The following is a 5,905-nucleotide window of genomic DNA, read 5'->3' as shown; positions in this document are numbered from 1 at the left end:
CCGCACGGGCCCGGCCGGCCCGCTCCGGTTCGCGGCGCAGCAGTCGCAGGCCGGCCAGCGCGGCGCCCGCCGCGGCCGGAGCGAGACCGGTGTCGAAGATGAACGTACGGGCCGTGTTGACGAGGTGTTCGATGACCCGGGCCGGTCCCAGGACCGCTCCGCCCTGGCTGCCCAGGGACTTGGAGAGGGTGAGCGTGGTGACGATTCCCGCGCCGCCCGCCAGACCGGCGGCTGAGAGCGCCCCCCGACCGCCGTCCCCCAGCACGCCCAGGCCGTGCGCGTCGTCGACGAGCAGTGCGGCGCCCTCGGCACGGCAGACGTCGGCCAGTTCGGGCAGCGGTGCCGCGTCGCCGTCGACCGAGAAGACCGAGTCGGTCACGGCCAGCGCCCGTCCCTCGTGCGACCGCAGGGCCTTGCGTACGGCGTCGGGATCGGCGTGCGGAACGACGGCGGTCCCTGCGCGGGAGAGACGGCAACCGTCCACGATCGAGGCGTGGTTGCCCGCGTCGGAGACGATCAGCGAGCCATGGCCGGTGAGCGCGGTGACGGCCGCGAGGTTGGCCGCGTAGCCGGATGACAGCACCAGGGCCGCTTCGAACCCGCAGAATTCGGCCAGTTCACTTTCGAGTTCGGCGTGCAGTTCGGTGGAGCCGGTGACGAGTCGCGATCCGGTCGCGCCCGCGCCCCACCTGCGCGCCGCCTCGGCTGCGGCGGCGGTGATGTCGGGGTGCCGCGTCAGGCCCAGATAGTCATTGCTCGCGAGGTCCAGAGGTCCGGGTTCGGCGGGCCGGGGGCGCAGAGCACGGACGAGTCCGGCAGCCGCGCGGCGGCGCGCCTCGTCGTCGATCCAGTCGAACGGGTCGAGGGGCATGGGCGGTCCCTTTTGTAGGCAGCTCACAGAGCCTAACCGCGGGTGCAACAGGTCATGGTGTGGCAATACACACACCCTCGACAGGCTCTGTTGTCCGGTTCCTCCTTGGCTGCGGGCCGTGCGGTAGGCCAGGATCTTCGCCATGGACCTCCTGAACACGCTGGTGGACAAGGGGCTGCGGCGCGAGCTGCCGACCCGCGAAGAAGCCCTCGCCGTACTGGCGACCTCCGACGACGATCTGCTCGAAGTGGTGGCCGCGGCCGGAAAGGTACGCCGTCAGTGGTTCGGGCGGCGCGTGAAACTGAACTATCTGGTCAATCTCAAGTCCGGTCTCTGCCCCGAGGACTGCTCGTACTGCTCGCAGCGGCTCGGCTCGAAGGCGGAGATCCTCAAGTACACCTGGCTGAAACCGGACGAGGCGTCGAAGGCTGCCGCCGCCGGGGTGGCGGGCGGGGCCAAGCGGGTGTGTCTGGTGGCGAGCGGCCGCGGTCCGACGGACCGCGATGTCGACCGGGTGTCGGAGACCATCGAGGCGATCAAGGAACAGAACGAGGGCGTCGAGGTCTGTGCCTGCCTCGGTCTGCTCTCCGACGGACAGGCCGACCGGCTGCGGTCGGCGGGCGCCGACGCGTACAACCACAACCTGAACACGTCCGAGGGGACGTACGGGGACATCACCACCACCCACACCTATGCGGACCGGGTGGAGACCGTCCACCAGGCGCAGGCCGCCGGGCTCTCGGCGTGCTCCGGACTGATCGCCGGGATGGGTGAGAGCGACGCCGACCTGGTCGATGTCGTCTTCTCGCTGCGCGAACTGGACCCGGACTCGGTGCCGGTGAACTTCCTGATCCCGTTCGAGGGAACCCCGCTGGCCAAGGAGTGGAACCTCACCCCGCAGCGCTGTCTGCGCATCCTGGCGATGGTCCGGTTCGTCTGCCCGGACGTGGAGGTTCGGCTCGCGGGCGGGCGCGAGGTGCACCTGCGCTCGATGCAGCCGCTGGCCCTGCACCTGGTCAACTCGATCTTCCTGGGCGACTACCTCACCAGCGAGGGGCAGGCGGGTCAGGCGGACCTGGACATGATCGCGGACGCCGATTTCGAGGTGGAGGGTGCGGGCACGACGACGCTGCCCGAGCACCGGGCGCAGCAGGGCGGCGGGTGCGGTTCGCACGACGGCGGATGCGCCCCCTGCGGTGACACCCCCGAGGCGGACGCGGCTGAGCCCCAGGAGGCGCCGGCCGCGCGCACGGACCTGGTGGCGGTCCGCCGTCGCGGCGCGGGAACGGATCTCGCCCCCAATGCCTGAGGCCCTCTCCCCGGCCGAGCTGCGGTCCTTGGACCGGGCCCACGTCTGGCATCCGTACGGCCCGATGCCGGGGCGTCAGGAGCCCCTGGTCGTGGAGTCCGCGTCCGGGGTGCGGCTGAAGCTGGCAGAACCGGCCCATGGGCAGTCCGAGTTGGTCGACGGCATGTCGTCCTGGTGGTCGGCGGTGCATGGCTACAACCATCCGGTGCTCAACGAGGCGGCCCGTGGTCAGCTGGACCGGATGAGCCATGTGATGTTCGGCGGGCTCACCCATGAGCCCGCCGTGCGGCTGGCCGCCCGGCTGGTCGAGATCACCCCGGAACCGCTGCGGCATGTCTTCCTCTCCGACTCGGGGTCGGTCTCGGTCGAGGTCGCGGTCAAGATGTGTCTGCAGTACTGGCGCTCGGCCGGACGGCCCGCCAAGCAGCGGCTGCTGACCTGGCGCGGCGGCTATCACGGGGACACCTGGCAGCCGATGTCGGTGTGCGACCCCGAGGGCGGCATGCACGAGCTGTGGTCGGGGGTCCTGCCCCGCCAGGTGTTCGCCGACGAGCCCCCGGCCGGTTTCGACGCGGAGCCGGATGCCGCGTACGTACGGCATCTGCGGGAACTGATCGCCGAGCACGCCGACCGGCTGGCCGCGGTGATCGTGGAGCCGGTGGTGCAGGGCGCGGGCGGGATGCGGTTCCACTCCCCCGCGTATCTGCGGGTGCTGCGCGAGGCGTGCGACGAGCACGAGGTGCTGCTGGTGTTCGACGAGATCGCCACCGGCTTCGGCCGGACCGGGAAGCTGTTCGCCGCCGGGCATGCGGGGATCTCGCCCGATGTCATGTGCGTGGGCAAGGCGCTGACCGGCGGCTATCTGACGATGGCGGCGACACTGTGCACCTCCCGGGTGGCGGAGGGCATCTCGCGCGGCGACGTGCCGGTGCTCGCGCACGGACCGACGTTCATGGGCAATCCGCTCGCCTCCGCGGTCGCGTGCGCCTCCATCGATCTGCTGCTCGGCCAGGACTGGGAGCGGGAGGTGAAACGGATCGGTGCGGGGCTGCGGGAAGGTCTCGCCCCGGCGTCGGAGCTGCCCGGGGTGCGGGATGTACGGGTGCTGGGTGCGATCGGCGTCGTACAGCTCGATCACGAGGTGGACATGGCGGCCGCCACCCGGGCGGCGGTACGGGAAGGGGTGTGGCTGCGGCCGTTCCGCGACCTCGTCTACACCATGCCGCCGTATGTGACCGGTGACGAGGACGTGGCGCGGATCTGCCGCGCGGTGTGCGCGGCTGCGCGAGAGGGATGAGATGACGGTTCTGGTAGTGACGGGGACGGGCACGGAGATCGGCAAGACGGTCGTGACGGCGGCCGTGGCGGCGGCGTCCCGAGGCCGCGGCGTCGCGGTCCTCAAGCCGGCGCAGACGGGGCTGGCCCCCGGCGAGCCGGGTGATGCCGCCGAGGTGGCGCGGCTGGCGGGTGGTCATGTCACCGCGGTCGAACTGGCCCGGTTCCCGGAGCCGTTGGCCCCTGCCACGGCCGCCCGCAGGGCGGGTCTCCCGCCGGTACGGCCGTATGAGATCGCCGATGCGGCGGAGAAGCTGGCGACCGAACACGATCTGGTGCTGATCGAGGGTGCGGGCGGTCTGCTCGTACGGTTCGACGACGAGGGATCGACCCTCGCGGACGCCGCCCGGCTGCTGGCCGCCCCGGTGCTGGTCGTGACGCCCGCCGGTCTGGGCACGCTCAACACCACCGCGCTGACCTCGGAGGCGCTGCGGACCCGCGGGCTGGAGTGTCTCGGTGTGGTGGTGGGCAGCATGCCTGCCGAGCCGGACCTCGCGGCGCGCTGCAATCTGGCGGACCTCCCCGTGGTGGCGGGCGCCCCGCTGCTGGGTGCGGTGCCGGCCGGTGCGGGGGCGTTGGAGCCTGCCGACTTCCGTGCGCGGGCCCGGAGTTGGCTCGCGGCGGAGCTGGGCGGGAATCGGCCCGCCGATTGAGCGGCTGAGCCGCGCGGAACGGGGGAGAATCTAAGTAGCCGTGCTTTCTGCCCGAGCCCCCGGTCGAGGAGGTCCGTCATGCGTCCGCGCAGCACGAGAGTCCCACAGGACGCGGTGCACCACCCCGTCTTCGCCCGGTTCTACGCCCGGATGAGCGTGGCCGCGGAGACCAAGGCGGGGCTGGCCGCGGTGCGCTCGGAGCTGCTGGCCGGGCTGTCCGGCCGGGTCATCGAGATCGGTGCGGGCAATGGCCTGAATTTCGCGCACTACCCACCCGCGGTGTCCGAGGTGGTGGCCATCGAACCCGAGCGCACCCTGCGGCAGTTGGCGGTGCGCTCGGCGCTGCGGGCCGGAATCCCGGTGGATGTCGTGCCGGGTGCGGCGGAGGCGCTGCCGGTGAAGAGCGAGGCGTTCGACGGGGCCGTCGCCTCGCTGGTGCTGTGCACCGTACGGAATGTGGAGCGTTCGCTCGCGGAGATCGTGCGGGTGCTACGGCCCGGCGGTGAGCTGCGCTTCTTCGAGCATGTACGGGCCGACGACCGGGCCATGGCGACCACCCAGCGGGCACTGGACCGTACGGTCTGGCCACTGATGACGGGCGGGTGCCATACGGCGCGCGACACCCTGGGCGCCATCGAGAGGGCCGGATTCGTGGTGGAGACCTACCGCAGGGTCAGGATGCCCGAGTGGGGAATCCGGCTGCCCACGTCGGCATGCGTACTGGGTGTGGCACGCCGCCCGGACGTGGCGGCCTGACGCATCGGTCCACCGTCGCGTACGTCGGTCCGCTGTTGCGTACGCCGGTCCAGCGTTGCCTACCCATCGGCCCGCCGTCGCGTACCGAGGCTGTCACAGACTCCACTGGCGGAGTTCGTCGGCGATGGCCCGGACATCCGCCTTGCCCTCCTTCACCAGCCGGGCCAGGTCGCGCACCTGCTCGGGCGAGGTGATGACCTTGAGTCCGGAGGAGACGAGATATCCATACGCCACGGCCGAGGAGAACATCGCGTTGGAGTGTTCCAGCGCGGGGACATGGAGCAGCAACTGCAACAGGGCAGCTGCCCGGGAATGCGGGTCACTGTAGACCGGGCTGCCGAAGATCTCGGCCTCATGACGGGCCACGGCGGCCACGAGCGCACCCCAGTCGACCACCTGCGGATCGCCGGGGGTCTTGTGCTCGGCCACCATGAGCAGCCAGGAAAGGTCGATCTGGAGGTTCAACGCGTGCCTTTGCGCTCCGGGCCGAACTCCTCGACGAACACCGACTCGTACTGCTTCATGAAGTCGGCCGCGGCTTCGACAAAGGTGTGTCCGACCTCGCCCGCATCCTGCCGCACAAGTTCCTCTATGTAGCGGTTCACGCTCATCCCCCTCTGCAGTGCGCGTTGCCGCGCGGCCTCGGCGGTGGCCTCGTCCACTCTCACGTTCAGCTGAGTCTTGGGCACAGCAACACGCTAGCGCGCGTGTGCTAGCACCGGCAAGAGGAGTCCACCGGTGCCCCGTACACAGGCTGTCGCACGAGGGTCGTAGCGCTCAGACCGCCCTCCGGTGCCCTCGAAATGGCCCTGTGAATGTGATGCCACCCATAGGGGCCACGTCACATCCTAGGGCGGATAGTAGGAACAGGGCCGCCCGAGCGGCGTGAAATCGATATAGAACCTCTCATTTCGGACATTGCTCCGTATTCGGGTAGTACGTCACATCATTGACCCCCGCCCCGGCCGCCGCTAACCATGG

The 5,905-nt window shown here is 70.6% G+C and carries 7 protein-coding genes; 4 read left to right on the top strand and 3 right to left on the bottom strand.

What is annotated here, in order from left to right; translation table 11 throughout:
* Nucleotides 1–871: 8-amino-7-oxononanoate synthase (locus ABZY11_RS42365; protein ID WP_356484283.1), on the bottom strand; the 871-nt coding region annotated here is incomplete at its 3' end.
* A 142-nt stretch (nt 872–1,013) separates the two neighbouring features.
* Here ABZY11_RS42365 and bioB point away from each other — a divergent pair.
* The 4 genes from bioB (at nt 1,014) to ABZY11_RS42345 (ending at nt 4,924) form a co-directional block, all read left to right on the top strand.
* Nucleotides 1,014–2,180, top strand: coding sequence for a biotin synthase BioB (bioB, locus tag ABZY11_RS42360; RefSeq protein WP_356484282.1), 1,167 nt, complete (start codon nt 1,014–1,016; stop codon nt 2,178–2,180).
* Nucleotides 2,173–3,477: an adenosylmethionine--8-amino-7-oxononanoate transaminase gene (locus ABZY11_RS42355; protein ID WP_356484281.1), complete on the top strand. Its 1,305-nt coding sequence runs from the start codon at nt 2,173–2,175 to the stop codon at nt 3,475–3,477. Before bioB ends, ABZY11_RS42355 begins: the two co-directional genes overlap by 8 nt.
* Before the next feature lies 1 nt (nt 3,478).
* Nucleotides 3,479–4,168, top strand: coding sequence for a dethiobiotin synthase (gene bioD, locus ABZY11_RS42350; protein WP_356484280.1), 690 nt, complete (start codon nt 3,479–3,481; stop codon nt 4,166–4,168).
* 78 nt (nt 4,169–4,246) lie between these two features.
* Nucleotides 4,247–4,924 (top strand): class I SAM-dependent methyltransferase, encoded by a 678-nt coding sequence (locus ABZY11_RS42345; RefSeq protein ID WP_356484279.1) that lies wholly within the window; start codon nt 4,247–4,249, stop codon nt 4,922–4,924.
* Nucleotides 4,925–5,017: 93 nt separating this feature from the next.
* Here the strand turns inward: ABZY11_RS42345 and ABZY11_RS42340 are convergent, their stop codons facing one another.
* Both ABZY11_RS42340 and ABZY11_RS42335 read right to left on the bottom strand, forming a co-directional pair.
* Entirely contained in the window at nt 5,018–5,389 is a 372-nt protein-coding gene (locus ABZY11_RS42340) for a fic family toxin-antitoxin system, toxin component (protein ID WP_356484278.1), read from the bottom strand.
* Nucleotides 5,386–5,613, bottom strand: coding sequence for an antitoxin (locus tag ABZY11_RS42335; protein ID WP_356484277.1), 228 nt, complete (start codon nt 5,611–5,613; stop codon nt 5,386–5,388). The genes ABZY11_RS42340 and ABZY11_RS42335 overlap by 4 nt, the downstream gene beginning before the upstream one ends.
* Nucleotides 5,614–5,905: the final 292 nt, after the last annotated feature.

This window comes from Streptomyces sp. NPDC006510, from assembly GCF_040611955.1.
In the GTDB taxonomy this organism is placed as follows: Bacteria; Actinomycetota; Actinomycetes; order Streptomycetales; family Streptomycetaceae; genus Streptomyces.
Note: the sequence above shows the minus strand (reverse complement) of the source record. Positions and strands in the feature narration are given on the sequence as shown.

Coding starts and splice junctions, on each gene's coding strand:
- bioB (WP_356484282.1), top strand. CDS start 1,014: ATGGACCTCCTGAACACGCTGGTGGACAAGGGGCTGCGGCGCGAGCTG.
- ABZY11_RS42355 (WP_356484281.1), top strand. CDS start 2,173: ATGCCTGAGGCCCTCTCCCCGGCCGAGCTGCGGTCCTTGGACCGGGCC.
- bioD (WP_356484280.1), top strand. CDS start 3,479: ATGACGGTTCTGGTAGTGACGGGGACGGGCACGGAGATCGGCAAGACG.
- ABZY11_RS42345 (WP_356484279.1), top strand. CDS start 4,247: ATGCGTCCGCGCAGCACGAGAGTCCCACAGGACGCGGTGCACCACCCC.